Source organism: Streptomyces sp. NPDC058195 (assembly GCF_042883525.1).
In the GTDB taxonomy this organism is placed as follows: Bacteria; Actinomycetota; Actinomycetes; order Streptomycetales; family Streptomycetaceae; genus Streptomyces.
This window is the reverse complement of sequence record NZ_JBHVVM010000023.1, coordinates 106535-122701: the sequence shown is the minus strand read 5'-3', so window position 1 is coordinate 122701 and position 16167 is coordinate 106535. Positions and strand designations below refer to the sequence as shown.

At 73.3% G+C, this 16167-nt stretch carries 13 protein-coding genes; 4 read left to right on the top strand and 9 right to left on the bottom strand.

The genetic code is table 11. The features are described 5' to 3' along the window. The first annotated feature begins 59 nt into the window (after positions 1-59). The gene (locus ACFVWY_RS25965) at positions 60-806 is read left to right on the top strand and encodes a GNAT family N-acetyltransferase (RefSeq protein ID WP_389876705.1); all 747 of its coding nucleotides are present in this window, start codon (positions 60-62) and stop codon (positions 804-806) included. A gap of 69 nt (positions 807-875) precedes the next feature. On the opposite strand, the gene dxr is transcribed toward ACFVWY_RS25965, so the two are convergent. The 3 genes from dxr to ACFVWY_RS25950 all read right to left on the bottom strand — a co-directional run bounded on the left by dxr (position 876) and on the right by ACFVWY_RS25950 (position 4284). Then, positions 876-2090, bottom strand: coding sequence for a 1-deoxy-D-xylulose-5-phosphate reductoisomerase (gene dxr / locus ACFVWY_RS25960; protein WP_389876703.1), 1215 nt, complete (start codon positions 2088-2090; stop codon positions 876-878). Between the two features lie 261 nt (positions 2091-2351). Next, positions 2352-3218, bottom strand: a complete 867-nt coding sequence (locus ACFVWY_RS25955; RefSeq protein WP_389876701.1) for an RNA methyltransferase — start codon at positions 3216-3218, stop codon at positions 2352-2354. Between the two features lie 67 nt (positions 3219-3285). Further along, positions 3286-4284 (bottom strand): NADP-dependent oxidoreductase, encoded by a 999-nt coding sequence (locus ACFVWY_RS25950; RefSeq protein WP_389876700.1) that lies wholly within the window; start codon positions 4282-4284, stop codon positions 3286-3288. Between the two features lie 197 nt (positions 4285-4481). Between ACFVWY_RS25950 and ACFVWY_RS25945 the strand changes: the two genes are divergently transcribed. After that, on the top strand, positions 4482-5933 hold the full coding sequence (locus ACFVWY_RS25945) for an MFS transporter (protein ID WP_389876699.1): 1452 nt from the start codon (positions 4482-4484) through the stop codon (positions 5931-5933). 31 nt (positions 5934-5964) lie between these two features. Here ACFVWY_RS25945 and ACFVWY_RS25940 read toward each other — a convergent pair whose 3' ends face one another. Further along, positions 5965-6810, bottom strand: coding sequence for a class I SAM-dependent methyltransferase (locus ACFVWY_RS25940; RefSeq protein WP_389876697.1), 846 nt, complete (start codon positions 6808-6810; stop codon positions 5965-5967). 105 nt (positions 6811-6915) lie between these two features. Between ACFVWY_RS25940 and ACFVWY_RS25935 the strand changes: the two genes are divergently transcribed. After that, positions 6916-7530 (top strand): TetR/AcrR family transcriptional regulator, encoded by a 615-nt coding sequence (locus tag ACFVWY_RS25935; protein ID WP_389876696.1) that lies wholly within the window; start codon positions 6916-6918, stop codon positions 7528-7530. 12 nt (positions 7531-7542) lie between these two features. On the opposite strand, the gene ACFVWY_RS25930 is transcribed toward ACFVWY_RS25935, so the two are convergent. Both ACFVWY_RS25930 and ACFVWY_RS25925 read right to left on the bottom strand, forming a co-directional pair. Next, entirely contained in the window at positions 7543-9966 is a 2424-nt protein-coding gene (locus ACFVWY_RS25930; RefSeq protein WP_389876694.1) for a polysaccharide lyase 8 family protein, read from the bottom strand. A gap of 244 nt (positions 9967-10210) precedes the next feature. Next, a complete protein-coding gene (locus ACFVWY_RS25925) occupies positions 10211-12646 on the bottom strand; it encodes a SpoIIE family protein phosphatase (protein ID WP_389876692.1) in 2436 nt (811 codons plus the stop codon). A 182-nt stretch (positions 12647-12828) separates the two neighbouring features. On the opposite strand from ACFVWY_RS25925, the gene ACFVWY_RS25920 reads away from it, so the two are divergent. Continuing rightward, positions 12829-13686 (top strand): metallophosphoesterase family protein, encoded by an 858-nt coding sequence (locus ACFVWY_RS25920; RefSeq protein ID WP_389876691.1) that lies wholly within the window; start codon positions 12829-12831, stop codon positions 13684-13686. A gap of 34 nt (positions 13687-13720) precedes the next feature. Here ACFVWY_RS25920 and ACFVWY_RS25915 read toward each other — a convergent pair whose 3' ends face one another. From ACFVWY_RS25915 to ACFVWY_RS25905, 3 genes are all read right to left on the bottom strand, one after another. Continuing rightward, a complete protein-coding gene (locus tag ACFVWY_RS25915) occupies positions 13721-14623 on the bottom strand; it encodes a glycosyltransferase family 2 protein (RefSeq protein ID WP_389876689.1) in 903 nt (300 codons plus the stop codon). A 143-nt stretch (positions 14624-14766) separates the two neighbouring features. After that, on the bottom strand, positions 14767-15234 hold the full coding sequence (locus ACFVWY_RS25910) for a lamin tail domain-containing protein (protein WP_389876687.1): 468 nt from the start codon (positions 15232-15234) through the stop codon (positions 14767-14769). A gap of 120 nt (positions 15235-15354) precedes the next feature. Beyond that, positions 15355-16140: an SDR family oxidoreductase gene (locus ACFVWY_RS25905; RefSeq protein WP_389876685.1), complete on the bottom strand. Its 786-nt coding sequence runs from the start codon at positions 16138-16140 to the stop codon at positions 15355-15357. Between the last annotated feature and the right edge of the window lie 27 nt (positions 16141-16167).

The following is a 16167-nucleotide window of genomic DNA, read 5'->3' as shown; positions in this document are numbered from 1 at the left end:
GGGCCGGCCGAACGACGTGGTCCAGCCCTCTCCGCGGGCCCACCGAACGGAGAGGTACCGTGCTGCCGACGTCCACGCCCGCGGTCCGCAACGACTACGTCACCTCCATCGCCGACACGAAGCCACTGATCCGGGCCGCCCAGCGGCTGCGGTACCGCGTCTTCGCGCAGGAGCTGGGCGCCCGGCTCGACACACCGGTCGGCGGCCACGACGTGGACGCCTTCGACGACCTGGCCGAGCACCTGATCGTCACCGAGAGGACCACGGGCGAAGTCGTCGGAACCCACCGCCTCCTGCCGCCCGGACGCCCCCGCGGCTCCTACGCCGAGACCGAGTTCGACCTGCGCGGTCTCTTACCCGTGCGCTCCTCGATGATCGAGGTCGGCCGCTCCTGCGTCCACCCCGGCCACCGCGGGGGCGCCGTCATCGGACTGCTGTGGGCCGGTACGGCGCGGTACGCCCTGCTCTCCGGCCGCCGCTACCTGGGCGGCTGCGCCTCCGTGCCGCTGGACGACGGCGGACGCGCCGCGTCCGCCGCGTGGCTCGCCAGCGCCACCGCGTACATGGCCCCCGGCGGACTCAGGGTCCGCCCGCACCGGCCGTGGGTGCCGCGGGGCCCCGGCGCAGCGGCACCCGGCCACGCCGCCCTGCCCCCGAGGCTCAGGGGCTATGCGCATCTCGGCGCCCGGGTGTGCGGAGCTCCGGCCCATGACCCGCAGTTCGGCGTCGCCGACTTCTTCGTCCTGCTCGACATGGACCGGTTGAACCGCCGCTACCGCCGCTACCTCCTCGGGGAGACGCGGTGAGAACCGGGAGAGGGCATCCGCTCCCGGACCGCGGCACCCCCCGCCGACAGTCAGCGGGGTGTGCCGGTCTCACAGGAGGCCGGTCAGCTCCTTCGCGCGCGAGCGCGCCCACTGCTCGGCCCCGGCGATCGCCTCCAGGGTGACCTCGTCGTTGCCCACGTGGTCGTGCTCCTCCACCACCCGGGCGAGGATGTCGACGATGCCGTTGAACGAGAGCTGACCCGCCGAGAAGGCCGCGACGCATTCCTCGTTGGCGGCGTTGAACACCGCGGGCATAGTCCCGCCCGCCTCTCCTACCTCGCAGGCGAGCCTGACCGCGGGGAACGCGTCGTCGTCGACCGGGTGGAACTCCCAGGTGGACGCCTGGGTCCAGTCGCAGCCCGGAGCGGCGTCGGGCACCCGGTCCGGCCAGCCGAGACCGAGGGACAGCGGCAGCCTCATGTCCGGCGGGCTCACCTGCGCCAGCGTCGACCCGTCGATGAACTCCACCATGGAATGCACCATGACCTGAGGGTGGATCACCACCTCGATGCGGTCGAAGGGGACATCGAAGAGCAGATGCGCCTCGATGGCCTCAAGCCCCTTGTTGACCAGGTTGGCGGAGTTGATCGTGTTGACCGGCCCCATGTCCCAGACCGGATGGGCCAGGGCCTCCTTGGGCGTGACGTCGGCCATCTCGGCACGGGTGCGGCCGCGGAACGGGCCGCCGCTCGCGGTCAGTACGAGCTTGCGCACGGCTTCGCTCTTGTCTCCCTGGAGGCACTGGAAGAGGGCCGAGTGCTCCGAATCGACCGGGATGATCTGACCGGGCTTGGCGCGCTTCTTCACGAGCGGGCCACCGACGATCAGCGACTCCTTGTTGGCCAGGATCAGGCGGCTGCCCGCGTCCAGTGCCGCGAGGGTCGGGTCGAGCCCGACGGAGCCGGTGATGCCGTTGAGCACCGAATCGCAGGGCAGGGAGGCGAGTTGGGTCGACGCGTCCGGTCCGCAGATGATCTCCGGCAGTGGCGAGCCGCTCCTGCCGAGCGCGTCCGCCTCGGCCTTGAGCGCGTCGGACAGCCCGGCCTTCGCGGCCGACGTGGCGACGGCCACCGTCTCCACTCCCAGCTCCAGGGCCTGCCGTGCCAGCAGGAGCGGGTTCCCGCCTCCCGCGGAGAGTGCTCGTACTCGGAACCGGTCCGGAGCCCGCCGGATGACGTCGATCGCCTGTGTGCCGATCGACCCGGTAGAGCCAAGGATGACGACGGAGCTGACCTCGGTGTTGTTCGTAGTCACGGCGCTCATCGTAGGCGGGCCGGATCCGGAGCAGGTCCGCCATCGTCGGCGCGGGCGGTGTCGGGTACTACCTGATCAACGCGAGCCGGGTACAGGAGTTCGGTGTGGTGACCAGCGTCATTCTGATGGTGCTGGCCATCGTGCTGATGGTCGAGGGGCTCGCCATGTGGTTGCGCCGGGCGCTGTTCTGATCCCGGGCCGCGCGGCCGTCACGCGGCCCGGGGCGGCCCCGCTGCCGCCCGCCCCGGCGCGGGCGGCGGCCGACCGGGCCTACCGGCGCTGAGCCGGGACGGCCGACGCCGCCCGGCTGGTGTGCCCGCTCCGCGCCAGGCGCTGGCGGCGTGCTTCGTAGAGGACGACGGAGGCGGCGTTCGACGCGTTGAGGGAGCTGGCGGAGCCGGTCATCGGGATGCTGACCACATGGTCGCAGAGCGCGCGCCAGGCCGCGCTGAGGCCCGTCGTCTCGTTGCCGATCAGCAGCAGGACCGGCTGGACCAGGTCGAAGTCCGCGATCTCCGCGTCGCCGTTCTCGTCCGTGCCGACGACGGCCACCGGACGGCCCCGGGCGCGCTCCCCGTCCAGCCACTCCATGACCTCGCGGTGCGAGGGGCTGCGCACCACGGGCACGGAGAAGAGGGAACCCGTCGACGCCCGGACCGACTTGGGGTCGTACGGATCGGCGGCGTGCCCCGTGACGATCAGCCCGTCGGCGCCCATCGCGTCGGCCGACCGCACGATGCTCCCGATGTTGCCGGGCTGCGTCGGCCGGTCGAAGAGCAGCCCGAGGAAGTCCTCGTGGACCGGGATCCGCGACAGGCTGTCCGGCGCCATCCCGACCACCGCCAGCAGCTCCGCCGCCCCCTCACCCTTCTCGCTGAGCTCGGCGAGCAACCCCGGTGCCATCGCGATGCGTTCGGCACCGGCCCGGCGCACCAGGTCCTCGGCCCACCGGGAGAGCGGGCGGTCGGCGTCGTGGATCAGGGAGCGTATGGTCCAGCCGTGCTCCACGGCCATCGTGATCGGACGCACGCCCTGGACCAGGAACTCCTTGGCGCGCCCCCGCTTGGCGCGGTTGCCGAGCAGTGTCTGCAGCTGCTGGAACCGGGCGTTGCGGGCCGAGATCCGCTGAAGTGCCACCCGTGTCCTCCAGGCCGAAGATGATCGCGCGCTACGTGCTACGCGTGTGGTGCCCCGGCATCCTCCCTTATCCCCTGTGCAAAAGGCCAGTTGGGCCGACCGGGCCGGTCGGGGCAGGGCCCCGGCCCGGGACGATGACCAGCTTGCCGCGCACATGGCCGTCCGCGCTCTCCCGGTGGGCGTCGGCCGCCTCGGTCAGGGCGTACGTCCGGGCCACCGTCACACCGAGTGCCCCGCCCGCCGCCAGTTCCGCCGCCCGGCCGAGGCGCTCGCGAAGCCGTTCGGGCCCGGCGAACGAGAAGCGCACCCCGTGCTCCGCCGCCCGGTGGTCGGCGATGGTCACCACGCGCTCCGGTCCGCCGGTCAGCTCGACGAGCGCGGCCAGCGAGCCCCGTCCGGCGGCGTCGAACGCCGCGTCCACCCCCTGCGCCGCGACGGCGCGCACCCGCTCGGCGAGGCCCTCGCCGTACGTCACGGGTTCGGCGCCGAGCGAGCGCAGGTACGCGTGGTTGCGCTCGCTCGCCGTGCCGATCACGGTCGCGCCGAGCTGCCGGGCGAGCTGCACGGCCACGGACCCCACACCACCCGCCGCCCCGTCCACGACCAGGGTCTCCCCGCTCTCCACCCCGAGTTCGCCCAGCACCTGGTACGCCGTGTTGACGGCCACCGGCAGTCCCGCCGCGACCTCCCAGGGCACCCCCTCGGGCTTCTGGGCCAGCTGCGCCGCAGGGGCCAGGGCGAACTCGGCGTAGCCGCCGGAGCCGATCGAGCCGAACACCTCGTCGCCCTCGGCGATCCCGGTCACGTCCCCACCGGTGGCCACGACGACTCCCGCCACGTCACCGCCGGGCACGAAGGGGAACTCCACCGGCATCATCTGCGCGACGCTCCCGCCGCGCAGCCGCCAGTCCAGCGGATTCACCCCGGCGGCACGGACCGCGAGCAGCACCTGTCCGGGGCCGGGGGCGGGCAGTTCGCGCTCCACCACACGCAGCACCTCGGGGCCTCCGTACTCCGAGAACTCCACGGTGCGGTACGTCTCTGTCACTCCTTGCCCCTTTTTCATGTGATGTCTGCTATTGGTCGCCTTGATGACGTTTCGTCAGTCCGTCGAGAAAAGCTATCGGACGAAGATTCGGGCGTCACGCGGCACCGGCCGGATCGGGCCAGGCGGCCTTCCGGGTCCAGGGGTGGCAATTGGTACCCCCAGGGGGTATGTTTCCTCGCGTCGATACCCCCCTCCGGTATAGGAGTTGTTCTGCGATGTCCGCATCAACCGCACGAAGCGCGCCGAACGCGCAGGCCGATGCGCGGAGATGGTCCGCGCTCGCCCTGATCGCCCTGGCTCAGTTCATGGTCATCATGGACACGTCGATCATTGGGGTGGCCCTCCCCAAGATGCAGTCCGACCTGGGCTTCTCCCAGGAGAACCTGTCGTGGGTGTTCAACGCCTACGTCGTCGCCTTCGGCGGACTGCTGCTGCTCGGCGGCCGGCTCTCCGATCTGCTCGGCGCCCGCCGCCTGTTCAGCGCCGGATGGGTCGTACTCGCCGCGGGCTCCCTGGCCGCCGGCCTCGCGGGCGAGGTCTGGGCCGAGCTGACCGGCCGCGCCCTCCAGGGCGTGGGTGCCGCGCTGATCGCGCCGTCCGCGCTCACTCTTCTGATGACTCTGTTCGGCTCACGCCCCAAGGAGCTGGGCAAGGCCTTCGCGCTGTACGGCGCCGCCGCCCCGGCCGGGGGCACCGCCGGAGTCTTCCTCGGCGGCGTCATCACCCAGTACGCCAGCTGGCCCTGGGTCTTCTACATCAACATCCCCGTCGCGCTGATCGTCCTCATCGCCACGCCCGCCGTCATGCCCGCGGGTGCGGGGCGGCGCGGCTCCATCGACCTGGCCGGGGCGGTCACCGTCACCGTGGGCCTGGCCGCTGTCGTCTACGCCATCGTCCGGGCTCCCGAGACCGGCTGGGGCTCCGGCGAGACCTGGCTGGTCCTGCTGGCCGGGGCGGCACTGATCGCCGCCTTCGTCGCGATCCAGTCCAAGCGGCGCGAACCGCTGATGCGGCTGGGGATCTGGCGGGCGCCCAACCTGGCGGGAGCCAACATCGCCCAGTTGCTGATGGCCGCCGCGTGGATTCCCATGTGGTTCTTCCTCAACCTCTACCTCCAGCAGGTCCTGGGCCTGGGCGCCTTCGCCTCCGGCGCCGCGCTGCTGCCGATGACCGTCGCCATCATGGTCATGATGATCGTCCTGGCGCCGCGCCTGATCTCCCGGTTCGGGCCCAAGCCCCTCATCGTCCTGGGTCTGCTGGCGCTCGGCGCGGGCATGTTCTGGCTCTCGCTGGCCCGCCCGGACGGCAGCTTCCTCGTCGATGTCCTGCCCGCCTCGCTGCTCTCGGCGGCCGGCATGTCCCTGGCGTTCATCCCGTCGCTCGGCACCGCGCTCTCCAGCGCCCGCCCGGAGGAGGGCGGACTCGCCTCGGGGATCGTCAACACCAGCTACCAGGTCGGCTCCGCGCTCGGTCTCGCCGCGATGACCGCGATCGCCTCCGCGCACGGTGCCCGGGAACTCGGTGACCCGGCGGCTCTCACCGACGGCTTCTCCGCCGCCTTCACCGGGGCCGCGGTCCTGGCCGTGGCCGGTGGCCTCGCCGCCCTGCTGACGCTGCGCACCGCCCCCTCGCCCGCGTCCGCGTCCGCCGACAAGGCGGCGGCCTGAAACCGGGGGCCCGAAGGTCACCGCCCCGCGCTCACCCCGGGCGCCGGGCGGTGACCAGCAGGGCAGCGGTACGCAACCGGAGCGCCCCGTCCCGCTCGTACGGCCGCAGCAGGCCGACGAGGTGGCGCCGGGCGCGCTCCCGGTCGTCCGGCCCGGCCCGGTCCAGCAGATGGCGGCCCGGACCCGAGCCCAGCAGGAAGGCGGCCGCGTCGGCGGCGTCCCGGCCCCAGGTCCCGTGCGCCTCCACCCGCTCGCTGCTGACGGCCTCGTAACCGGCGCCGGACAGCACCTCCCGTACGGTCGACGGCTCGGCGAGCGAGAACATCCCCGGGGCGCCCGGAGTGCCCAGACCGCCGACCGGCAGGATCTCGCGCAGCCCCTGGACCGCCCCGAGCCATTCGGTCCGGCCCGGGTCGGCGGAGCAGACGAAGGCGATCCGTCCGCCGGGGCGCAGCGCCCTCCCCGCGTTGGCGAAGGCGGCCACCGGATCGGCGAAGAACATCACCCCGAAGCGGCTGACCGCGACATCGAAGGAGCCGGGTTCGAACGGATGGGCCTGGATGTCGGCCCGTTCGAACACCGCGTTGCCGATTCCCTCCCGCCGCGCCGATTCCCGGGCGCGGGCGAGCATCGGGGCCGACAGGTCCACCCCCGTCACCAGGCCGTCGCTCGCCCGTCGCGCGGCCAGCCGGGTGGTGCGGCCCGCCCCGCATCCGAGGTCGAGCACGCGGTCGCGCCGCGTGATCCGCGCGGCGGAGAGCAGGAGTTCGTTGAACCCGTCGTTCACGTCGTCCCAGCGCGCCTGGTTCTCGGCCCAGTGCGTCCCTTCGTATCCGTTCCACGCCTGCTCCTGCTGCGCGTTGACGAGGTGGCGCATCCCGATCCCCTGTTCTCCCGGTGCACACGACCTAGTATGGGCGTGTGCCCATTCAAGGTATGGGCAGATGCCCATACCTGTAAACAGGCAGAGAGGGAGGGGCTCATGTCCCCGCGTGGTGTGACGACTCCGGACGTACGCGAGCGGCTGTTCGCCGCCGCGGAGCGGGTGTTGGAGCGGGAGGGGCCGGGAGCCCTGACAAGCAGGGCGATCACCGGCGAGGCGGGCTGCGCGAAGGGGCTGCTGCACGCCCATTTCGACGGACTGGACGAGTTCGTCGCGGAGTTGGTGCTCGACCGGTTCGCCCGGGTGGCCCGGCACGCCGAGGGGCTGGCGGAGCGGGCGGGGCAGGGCACCGTCGAGGCGAACCTGCTCGATGTCGCCCTCGCGCTGCTGGCCTCGGCGGGGCCCACCGTCGCGGGTCTGGCGCTCGCCCGCCCCGCGGCCTCCGCCCGCGTCCGGGCGGCCCTGGAGGGCGGCGCGCCGGGCTTCGGCACGGTGCAGGAGGCGATCACCGGCTACCTGGAAGCGGAGCGCCGCGGCGGCAGGGTCGCGGAGGGGGCCGACACCGCCGCCGCGGCCCTCGCCCTGGTCGGCACCCTCCACCACCTGCTCATGACCGGCGGGCCCGGCCGGAGCGACGAGCGGGACCGGGCTGGCCGGCTGGTGGCCCTGCTCGCGGCGGGCCTGCGCTCCGGCGGCCCGGTCGGCGCCGGGTGAACCGGACTCCGGTCAGCGCAGCCGGACGCGCACCGTGTGCGTGGCGCCCGCGCTCGTGCTCAGGTCGCCGTACGTCAGGCTCAGCGCGGAGCCGGTCCGCACCCCGGTGACGCTCCCCGGCCGCGACAGCACGGACCTGACCGGGCGGCGCCAGGTGAGGCTGAGGCCCGTGACGGTGCGGGACGGGTCGGCGACGCAGACCGTGGCGGTGCCGTCGCGCTTCTCGCGGATCTGCACGCAGACCGGCGCGTTCACCGTGACCCGGCCCGCCGTGCCCGCCGCCCAGAAGGTGATCCCGGTGAAGCCGAGCGACGGGACGTGGATGCCGGTGCGGTCCGCGTCCTGGGCGAGGATGCGCAGCCAGCCGGTGTCCGCGGCGCGGGCGGCGGTGCGTTCGGCGCTCGCGCCCGGCAGCAGGACGTACGCGTAGGAGCCGTCCGCCGCGTCGGTGCCGTGGTCCTGCCAGAGAGTCAGGTACCTGCGGGTGAGAGGGGTGGCGGAGCCGCCGTCATTGACGTCCCGCCAGGCTCCGGTGCGTTCCTCGCGCAGCGCGTGCAGGGTGGTGCCGCCGGGGAAGACGTACCCGGCGTGCCCGTCGACATGGGCCCACTCTGTGGTGCGGGTGGTGCTCCAGCCCTGGCCGGTGGGCTGCGCCTCGCCGTCGAGCAGCAGCCGCCGGGTGCCGTCGGTGCCGAGGAAGCGGTTGTCGACCACCGTCTCCGCGGCCGTGCCGTCGGCGGAGGTGATGCCGGAGCCGAGGCAGACCACGCAGTCGTCCAGCCAGAACCACGACTTGCGGGCGTGCAGGGTGCTCGCCAGGCCCTGGAGGTGCTGGCCGGTGGTGCCGAACTCGCCGTCTCCGGTGCCGCCGACCCACCGGGTGTCCGGTACCGGATTGGCCCAGGCGCCGCCCTGCCCGTCGGCCATCCTCTTCCGGGAGACGGTGGTGCCGGGCAGCCGGTAGGGGTCGACGGTCGGCCAGTAGGCGTCGGAGTACTGGTCCTGGTTCGTGCCGTCGGCCCACCACTGGAGCCAGCCCGAACCGGTGTGCCAGCCCCGCTTGTTCTCCCCGTTGCCGAACTCGTAGTGGGCGATCCGCGCCGAGGCCATGGAGAGCCCCGCGCCCCAGCCGCGGCGGCGGTGGGTGATCCGGTCCATGTGGTGGAAGACGCGGTGCGCGGACGGTTCGGGGGCGGGCGTGACGGTCGCGTCGTCGAGCAGGGCCCGCAGGCGTGCGGTGTTGACCAGGCTCAGCGAACCGCTCGCGAGCGCGGGGGCGTAGCGGTCGCGGACCAGCCAGCCCTTGACCATGGCCCGCCAGCGGGCGTTCTCCGCGGGGTCGGCGCCCAGGCCCAGCAGCACGATGGAGGCCATGACGCCATGGGCGCGGGTGTGGTCGCTGGTGCCGGCCCGGGTGATGCCGCGGCCCGAGACGTTGTCCATCATCAGCCCGTCGTACACGAACGGGGCGATGGCCGCCTCGATGGTGTCGAGGAACTGACGGCTGCCCGGATCGGTGATCTCCCAGGCCGATCCGCGCAGCAGGGCGAAGAGCCGGCCGAGCCCGTCGTTGAGCACCGCGCCGTAGCCGCCGATGTACGGGATGCTGGTGTGCTGGACGAACGAGCCGTCCGGATAGAAGCCGTCGCCCTTCGTGACGTAGGGGAAGACCGGCGAGAGCGCTGCGGCGGCCAGCGCGATCTTGGCGGCGTTCGCGCCGACGATGCCGCGCAGGATGATCCCCCGGCACAGGTCGACGCGGTTGGCTCCGGTGCTGGTGCCGGTGTACGAGCCGATGGCCGACTCCGGCAGGAAGTGGTCGACCGCCCCGCAGTACGCGGCCCGCTGAGCGTCCGTCAGCGTGTCGTGGAGCAGGACGCAGGTGTCCATCAGGGCCTGGGGCGCGCCGATCTGCCAGTCCCACCAGTTTCCGTAGCGGGGGGTCGCCGGGTTGAAGACATCGGCGTGGAGGTGGTCGAGGCCGGTGACGACCGCGTCCCGCAGGACGGTGTCGCCGGTGAGGCCGGTGCCGGGCTGGGCGTACGCCTCCGCCATGGTGCGCAGCCGGTTGTAGCTGGTGGTCATGCGGGCGGAGAAGCCGAAGGACTCGGTGTCGGTGTCCGGATCGGGGTCCAGGTAGACCAGGTCCGGCCAGAGCGAGCCGCGCGCGGGTGCCATCGCGGAGCGGTGGGCGGCGGCCTGGGCGCCGAGTTCGGCGAGCTTGGACCTGAACGGCTCGGCGGTCGGGCTGAATCCGCTGCCCAGATACAGCTCGCGCCACTTCGCGCGCAGCGCGGCGAACGCGTCGTCGGCGGCCGGGGCGGGGGACGAGGGGGCCGGGAGGGCGGCGGCCGGGGCGGGGGACGGCAGGCCGAGGGCGAGCGCCGCACCACCGCCCGTGGCCAGCAGGACACGACGGGACCAGGCAGATGTCATCGAAGCTCCGGGGGGAGTGAGCCAGTGCGTGGGCGGCGCCGCAGTAAGCGTTTTCTAGCATGCGGGAGACGGGGTCCTCAAGGGGCGCGCACCTCCGGAGGGCCGGAGCCCGGCAGGTGGCCTTCGACCGCGGGGGCGGACGTGGCCCGGTGTGCGTGTCAGGGGGCGGACGTGGCCCGGTGTGCGTGCCAGGGAGCGGACGCCCGGTCAGAGGTCGTCCGGTCAGAGGTCGCCCGGCACGTGCTCAGGCGTCAGGGAGCGGCTGTTCGGCCCAGATCGTCTTGCCGCGCCGGGTGTAGCGGCTGCCCCAGCGGGTGGTGAGCTGGGCGACCAGGTACAGGCCGCGGCCCCCCTCGTCGGTGAGCAGGGCCCGGCGCATCCGGGGCTGGGTGGCGCTGGGGTCGGAGACCTCGCAGGTCAGCTGCTTCGCGCGGATCAGCCGTACCTCGACCGGGCCGCCCGCGTGCCGGATGGCGTTGGTGACCAGCTCGCTGAGGACCAGCTCGGTGGTGAAGACCAGCTCCTCCAGCCCCCAGGCCCGCAGCTGGCGGGCCGCTTCCTGCCGGACCTGGGCGACGGCGGCGGGGTCGGCGTCCACCGGCCAGACAGCGGTGTTCCCGGGCGGCACCGCGTGGGTGCGGGCGAGCAGCAGGGTGACGTCGTCGGCGAGCTGGTGCGGGGGGCGGGCGGCGATGATCTCCCGGCCGAGCTGCCGCAGCGGTGCGGTGGTGGCGCCGGGGCGGGCCAGACGGCGGCGGAGTTCGGCCATGCCCGCGTCGACATCGCTGTCGCGGCCCTCGATCAGCCCGTCGGTGTAGAGGGCGAGGAGACTGCCGGGCTCCAGCTCGACCTCGGTCACCTCGAACGGGACGCCGCTGACGCCCAGCGGGGGCCCGGGGTTCAGGGGTACGTACGAGACGGTGCCGTCCGGGGCGGCGACGGCGGGCGGCGGGTGCCCGGCGGAGACCACCGCGCAGCGCCGGGAGACCGGGTCGTAGACCGCGTACAGGCAGGTGGCACCGACCGGATCGGCGGACCGGTGGCCGTTTTCCGCGTCGCTTTCGTCCGTACGGGTGAACGGGGTGGGCCGGCCGGAGCCGTCGCCCGTCCCGGCCGCGCCGCCCGCCCCGTCGGCCTCGCCCGGCTCGTCGCGGAGCTGGGAGACCAGGTCGTCGAGGTGGACCATCAGCTCGTCCGGTTCCAGGTCGAGATCGGCGAGGGTGCGCACGGCGGTACGGAGCCGCCCCATGGTGGCGGTGGCCCCCAGGCCGTGCCCGACCACGTCCCCGGCGACCAGGGCGACCCGGGCGGAGGACAGCGGAATCACGTCGAACCAGTCGCCGCCGACGCCGGTCGCGGTGTCGGCGGGCAGATAGAAGCCGGACGTGGTCACGGCGACGGTCTCCGCCTGTGCGGGCGGCAGCAGACTGCGCTGGAGACCCACGGCGGCCCGGTGCTCCCGGGTGTAGCGGCGGGCGTTGTCCACGGCGAGGGCGGCGCGCGCGGCGATCTCGCCCAGCAGGTCCAGATCGGCCAGGGCGTAGGCGGGCCGTCCGGGACCGCGCCGCACCGTCACCCGCCCCAGGAAGCTGCCCCGGGCCCGCAGCGGAGCGGTCATCGACGCGGGGGAGTGGTTCACCACCGGGGCGCACCGCGGATCGGCCCGCACCGCGGCGCCGTCCGCCACCCCCTCCGGGGGCTGTGAAGCCGCCCCCTCCGCCCCGGGAGCCTCCCCGGCCACCGCGGTCCGCAGCAGCGGCAGCAGCCCGTCCTCGCCCGGGACCGGCTCCTCGCCCGTGAACACCGCCTCGGCGATCTCCACCACGGCGAGATCGGCCAGTTCGGGCACCAGCACATGGGCCAGCTCCTCGCCGGTCCCCGCGACCGACAGCGAACCGCCGACGGCCGCGGTGGCCCGGTGCAGGACCGCCAGGCGCTCGTCGGAGCGGCGCTGCTCGGTGACGTCCGTGAACAGCGCGGTGACCCCGAAGACCTGCCCGTCCGGGGCCTGGAGCCGGAACGCGGAGACGGCCATCACCACCCCGCCGCCCGGGTCCTCGATGGTCCGCACGGTCTCCTTCGCGAGGATCAGCGGACGGCCCGTCCGCAGTACCTCGCGCAGCTGCTCCTCAAGCGCCGCCGCGCCCTGGGGCTCCAGGAAGTCCCCGAGGCGCCGGCCGCGCAGATCCGGCAGGAGACCGGTGTACGGCAGCAGATGGGTGTTGGTCCTGACCAGCCGCAGCTCCGCGTCGAACACCGCGAGCCCCAGCCGGTCCTGGAGGAAGAGCTCCCGGGTGAACGCCTGGTCCTGCCGCCACCGGTCCACCGTCCCGACCGGGGCCCAGAGCACGAAGAACCGGTCCGCCCCGCCGGGGACCGCGAGCGGCAGCGCGTGGAAGACGATCCTCATGTCCTGGCCCCGGCCGGTGCGCACCAGGGTCTCGCCGGACCAGGCGGCGTCGCGGTGCCCCTCGGGCACCACCGGTCCGGAGGCAGGGTCCGCGAGCAGTTCCACGGCGGGACGGCCGCAGACCTCCTCGGCCGTGAACGCGAACAGCTCCGCAGCCGCGGGTGTCCAGCCGACGATCAGCCCGTCCGCGTCGAGCAGCGCTCCGGCCGCGCTGTCCGCGAACGGGAGCCCGTCGTGTCCGGGCGCGCCCGGGAGGGTCTTGCCGTCCACCTGTCGCTCAGCTCCCTCTCCCGGCTCTGCCGACGGTCCCGTGCCGCGTCCGCGGACGTCTCCATCATCCCTCCGCTGCCTGGGGCCGCCAGTTCCGGCGGCCGGGCTTCGACGGTCCCGGCCCCGGGCCGGGCCGGGGTGAGGCAGTATTCCGTCCAGGTGACCGGCGGGGAGGGTTCTGTATGTCCGAACGTACCGAGACGAGCCAGGGAGCACTGCTGGCCGTGAGCGATCTGCACACGGCGATGGCGGACAATCGTCGCCTCCTGGAGTCCCTGAGGCCGGGCTCGGACGAGGACTGGCTGATCGTCGCCGGTGATGTCGCGGAGCGGCCGGACGAGGTGGAGCGAGCGCTGCGGCTGCTCGCGGACCGGTTCGCGCGGGTGATCTGGACCCCGGGCAACCACGAGCTGTGGACGCTCCCGCGCGACCCGGTCCGGCTGCGGGGCCAGGAACGGTACGAGCATCTGGTCGAGCTGTGCCGGAGCATCGGGGTGGACACCCCGGAGGACCCGTACCCGGTGTGGCGCGGGCCCGGCGGGCCGGTGGCGGTGGCGCCCGTGTTCGTGCTGTACGACTACAGCTTCCGGGCGCCGGGCACCACGACCAAGGCCGAGTCCCTGGCGTACGCGCGCCGGACCGGTGTGGTGTGCACCGACGAGTACACGCTGTACCCCGACCCGTACCCGAGCCGCGAGGAGTGGTGCCGGGCCCGGGTGGCGGAGACGGAGCGGCGCCTCGAGGCCCACGACCGGTCCGTGCCCCTGGTGATCGCCGGGCACTGGCCGCTGGTGCGCGCGCCGACGGACGTGCTGTGGTACCCGGAGTTCGCCCAGTGGTGCGGCACCTCGCTCACCGCCGACTGGCACCTGCGCTTCCCCACGGCGGCGGTGGTCTACGGGCATCTGCACATCCCGCGCACCACCTGGTACGACGGGGTGCGCTTCGAGGAGGTCTCCCTCGGCTACCCGAGGGAATGGCGCAAACGCGGCCACCCCAGGGGCCTGCTGCGCCAGATCCTTCCGTACGACGGCAGTTGACGGCCCCGCGGCCCGTACGCCGGGGGCCGCGGGCTCAGATGACCGGCGGCCGTCCCAGCCGCGTCATCCGCCACACCGTGCGCCACCGCATCGGCCGCCGCCGTCCGCACGGGGTGCGGACGCCCTCCGCGAAGCCTCCGGCCCAGGCGCGCAGCCCGGTCGCCGAGCGGGTGCGGGCCAGCGTCAGCAGGGTCCAGGTGCCCAGGTAGGCCGGGACCAGCGGGAGGGGCAGGTGGCGGCGGGCCAGCCAGACCCGGTTGCGGGCCGTCATCCGGTAGTAGACCGCGTGCCTGGCCGGGGACGTCTTGGGGTGCTGGAGCAGCAGACCGGGCTCGTAGAGGATCTTCCAGCCCGCGTCGAGCGCCCGCCAGGACAGGTCCGTCTCCTCGTGTGTGAAGAAGAACTCCGCGGGCCAGTGCCCGGTTTCGGCCAGCATCTCCATCGAGAAGGCGTGGCCGCCGCCGAGGAAGGCGGTGACCGGTCCGGGCCGCATCGGGTCACCGGCCCGCAGCCGCGGTACGTGGCGGCGCTGGGTCTCGCCGTGCTCGTCGGCGATCCGGAAGCCGACGATGCCGAGCCGGGGGTCGGCGGCGAACATCTCCTGGACCGTGCGGAACACCCCGTCGTCGACCAGGAGTCCGTCGTCGTCGAGTTCGATGACCACGTCCACGTCGCCGAACTCCGCCAACCGGGCCAGGGCGACGTTGCGGCCGCCGGGGCAGCCCAGGTTCTCCGGCAGTTCGATCACCGTCACACCGCCGGAGAGGTCCGACAGGCCGGGGAAACCGGCGAAGTCGGGGAGGGGGGTGCCGTTGCCCACGACGACGAGCCGGGCGGGACGGACGTCCTGCCCGGCCACCGAGCGCAGCAGGGCCTCGACCTGCTGCGGTCGGTCGCCCATGGTGACGACGGAAACGGCGATGCGCGGTTGGGACACGGTCGGTACTCCTGGTCTCGCTGCGGTGCCCGCGATCGTAGTCCCAGGAGACGGCCGCCCGTTGTTCGGCCACCCGTCGCCGTGCCGACACGGTCCCCGTGTACCGGCCGGGCGCGGCGCTCGCGTACCGGCCGGCGGCGGGATCAGTGGCAGTTCTTGGTGCCCTTGCCCGTCTTCGTCCAGGAGCAGGAGTCGTGGAGCGTGCCGCTCGGCTTGATCAGCCGGGCCTTGTCGCCGGTGTTGTTCCACACGTACGAACCGCGGTTCCAGTACACGTGGGCGGAGGTGTTCGTGCCCTTGCCGGTGTGGACCCGGACGGTCTTGCCCGCGCCGACCGTGCGGCTGCCGAAGGTGTAGGTGTAGCCGGTGTTGTCCTTGAGCTTGTAGCCCTTGAGCTGGACCTTCGTCCTGCCGTTGTTGTGGATGTCCACCCACTCGGCGTTGAGCGAGGCGTTGCTGCGGTTGTCCTTGCCCGGACTGTCGTACTGGATCGTGCCGAGGTGCAGCCCGCCCTGGTGGCTGGCGGCCGACGCGGGGGCCGTGAGCAGCAGCGATCCGGCCAGGGCGGTGACGGCGGCCAGGGCGAGCGGGGCCGCGGAGGATATGCGCACGTGGTGTTCCTTCTGTGGAGTTCTGGTGAAGGGCTGTCAGCATAAGGGCAGCGCGCGCCGGATCGTCAGGCGTGTGTCCGTCCCGTCCCGGTTCGTGCGGCCCCGCTTCACCCGTCCGTGTCAGCCCCGGCCCACGTACGGCATCGCCGTCGCCAGGACCGTCGCGAACTGGATGTTGGCCTCCAGCGGCAGTTCCGCCATGTGGAGCACGGTCCGGGCCACGTCCGCCGTGGCCATCACCGGCTCGGCGGCGAGTGCGCCGTTGGCCTGGAGGATGCCGGTCCGCATCTGCTCCGTCATGTCCGTGGCCGCGTTGCCGATGTCGATCTGCCCGCAGGCGATCCGGTACGGACGCCCGTCCAGCGACAGCGACTTCGTCAGCCCCGTCATGGCGTGCTTGGTCGTGGTGTACGCGACCGAGTGCGGGCGCGGCGCGTGGGCGGAGACCGAGCCGTTGTTGATGATCCGCCCGCCTTGCGGGTCCTGGTCCTTCATCAGCCGGTACGCCGCCTGCGCGCACAGGAACGCGCCCGTCACGTTCACGTCCACCACCGCACGCCAGTCCGCCGCGGACAGTTCCTCCACCGGGACCGAACGCGGTCCGAACGTACCGGCGTTGTTGAAGAGCAGGTCCAGGCGGCCGAAGCACTCCCGCGCCGAGGAGAAGAGCGCGTCCACATCCTCGGATCGGGACACATCGGAAGGTACCGTGATGACCCGGGCATTCTCCCCGGCCAGTTCGGCGGTCTCGGCGAGCGGTCCGGGGCGCCGTCCGGCGAGCGCCACCGACCAGCCCGCCCCGGTCAGCGCGAGCGCCACCGCGCGGCCGATCCCCGAACCCGCCCCCGTCACCACCGCGGCCCTCGACGCCGCCCCCGCACCGGAGTTCAACACTTTGTTGCTCATGCCGCCGCAGCGTACGCCCTTCCCCAT

Bases quoted from the DNA above. Each gene is read 5' to 3' on its own strand.
- dxr (WP_389876703.1), bottom strand. From the start codon at position 2,090: ATGAGCGCCGTGACTACGAACAACACCGAGGTCAGCTCCGTCGTCATC.
- ACFVWY_RS25950 (WP_389876700.1), bottom strand. From the start codon at position 4,284: ATGAAAAAGGGGCAAGGAGTGACAGAGACGTACCGCACCGTGGAGTTC.
- ACFVWY_RS25945 (WP_389876699.1), top strand. From the start codon at position 4,482: ATGTCCGCATCAACCGCACGAAGCGCGCCGAACGCGCAGGCCGATGCG.
- ACFVWY_RS25940 (WP_389876697.1), bottom strand. From the start codon at position 6,810: ATGCGCCACCTCGTCAACGCGCAGCAGGAGCAGGCGTGGAACGGATAC.
- ACFVWY_RS25935 (WP_389876696.1), top strand. From the start codon at position 6,916: ATGTCCCCGCGTGGTGTGACGACTCCGGACGTACGCGAGCGGCTGTTC.
- ACFVWY_RS25930 (WP_389876694.1), bottom strand. From the start codon at position 9,966: ATGACATCTGCCTGGTCCCGTCGTGTCCTGCTGGCCACGGGCGGTGGT.
- ACFVWY_RS25920 (WP_389876691.1), top strand. From the start codon at position 12,829: ATGTCCGAACGTACCGAGACGAGCCAGGGAGCACTGCTGGCCGTGAGC.
- ACFVWY_RS25905 (WP_389876685.1), bottom strand. From the start codon at position 16,140: ATGAGCAACAAAGTGTTGAACTCCGGTGCGGGGGCGGCGTCGAGGGCC.